Genomic DNA, 1,536 nt, shown 5'->3' with positions numbered 1-1,536 from the left:
CTAAAGCGCGGAATTTTTGGCATTTACCATTTTACCTCTAAAAAGCATTTACAGCTTTATGTTGATGAATTTTGTTTTAGATACAATACTAGGGAAGTAGGTGAATCTGCGAGGTTTAACCTACTTTTACAGAACACGGAGAATAGAATAACTTATAAAGAGTTGATCAATGGATAATTTACCGGAAATAAGTTCAAATTTTCTCTTCTATAATTCACATGAAGGAATTATAAAGATCCATGTTATCATTGATGATGATAGGGAGACAATTTGGGTTACACAAAATTCTATGGCCGATATATTCGGTACTTCAAAACAGAACATAAGTTATCATTTAAAAAATATTTTTAGTGATGGTGAATTAGATGAAAATTCAGTTGTAAAAGAAATTTTGACAACTGCTTCCGATCAAAAAAAATATTCTGTCAAATTTTACAACCTTGATGCAATTATATCGGTTGGATATAGAGTCAATTCTTATAAAGCCACCCAGTTCAGGATATGGGCTTCAACTGTATTGAAGGAATACATGATTAAGGGATTTGCCTTGGATGATGATAGATTGAAGCAAGGCAAACAATTGTTCGGTAAAGACTACTTTGAAGAGCTTCTCGAAAAAATTCGAGAGATACGAGCTTCTGAGAGAAGGTTCTATCAAAAAATAACAGATTTGTATGCTACTGCTATTGACTATGATTCAAAAGCGCCCATAACCCAGGATTTTTATGCAACAGTACAAAACAAACTCCATTGGGCCATACACCAACATACAGCAGCAGAATTGATTCAAGAAAGGGCAAATTCCAAAAAGCCAAATATGGGTCTTACGACATGGAAACATGCAAAGTCTAAAGGTAAAATATTGAAAAGTGATACCGAGATTGCAAAGAACTACTTGACAGAAGAAGAGTTAAGCAACCTTAATAGATTAGTGTCAATGTACTTGGACTTTGCTGAAAATATGGCAAAACGAAGAGTGGAAATGAAAATGGAAGATTGGATTGATAGGTTAAATGCGTTTTTACAATTCAATGAATATGAGATTTTGGACAATATGGGGACAATATCCCATAAAATGGCAAAAAAGAAAGCCCATAAAGAATATGAAAAGTTCAGGGTAAGACAAGATAAAGAGTATGAATCTGATTTTGATGAGACCATTGCAGAAATAAAGGAAACCGGAAAGCTTCCTGAAGCCCCGCACGATAGATTTAGCGTCAAGGGGGCAATGAAAATATTAGAGGAAAGAAGAAAAAGGGAAAACCTTTCTGATTTCAATCAAAAACTAAAAAAAGGGTTAAGCTGGAATCCGAAAGAACATAATTAATACCTATGGAAACAGAAATGATAATTGGGGGCAAACCATTTCGTGTCAAGTATGAAAATGGAATAGTGTCTCTTAGACCAGAAGGAAATATAGGGTGGCTGACTGCTCAAACAGAACCAATTGAAGGACTAGATGAAGCAGGAATTATGGAAGTCGCTAGGCAATCCGCTAGAGGGCTTGGACTTATTTAATTTATTTGCCTCGGTTTT

The 1,536-nt window shown here is 34.8% G+C and carries 3 protein-coding genes; all 3 read left to right on the top strand.

Annotated features, from left to right (window positions below):
- Positions 1-177: transposase (locus tag J0X14_RS18985; protein WP_207099404.1), on the top strand; the 177-nt coding region annotated here is incomplete at its 5' end.
- Entirely contained in the window at positions 170-1,327 is a 1,158-nt protein-coding gene (locus J0X14_RS18980) for a virulence RhuM family protein (RefSeq protein WP_207099403.1), read from the top strand. The genes J0X14_RS18985 and J0X14_RS18980, both read left to right, overlap by 8 nt.
- Positions 1,328-1,332: 5 nt before the next feature.
- A complete protein-coding gene (locus J0X14_RS18975; protein WP_207099402.1) occupies positions 1,333-1,518 on the top strand; it encodes a hypothetical protein in 186 nt (61 codons plus the stop codon).
- Positions 1,519-1,536: the final 18 nt, after the last annotated feature.

Source organism: Allomuricauda sp. CAU 1633, assembly GCF_017313225.1.
GTDB lineage: Bacteria > Bacteroidota > Bacteroidia > Flavobacteriales > Flavobacteriaceae > Flagellimonas.
Note: the sequence above shows the minus strand (reverse complement) of the source record. Positions and strands in the feature narration are given on the sequence as shown.

Coding starts and splice junctions, on each gene's coding strand:
- J0X14_RS18980 (WP_207099403.1), top strand. CDS start 170: ATGGATAATTTACCGGAAATAAGTTCAAATTTTCTCTTCTATAATTCA.
- J0X14_RS18975 (WP_207099402.1), top strand. CDS start 1,333: ATGGAAACAGAAATGATAATTGGGGGCAAACCATTTCGTGTCAAGTAT.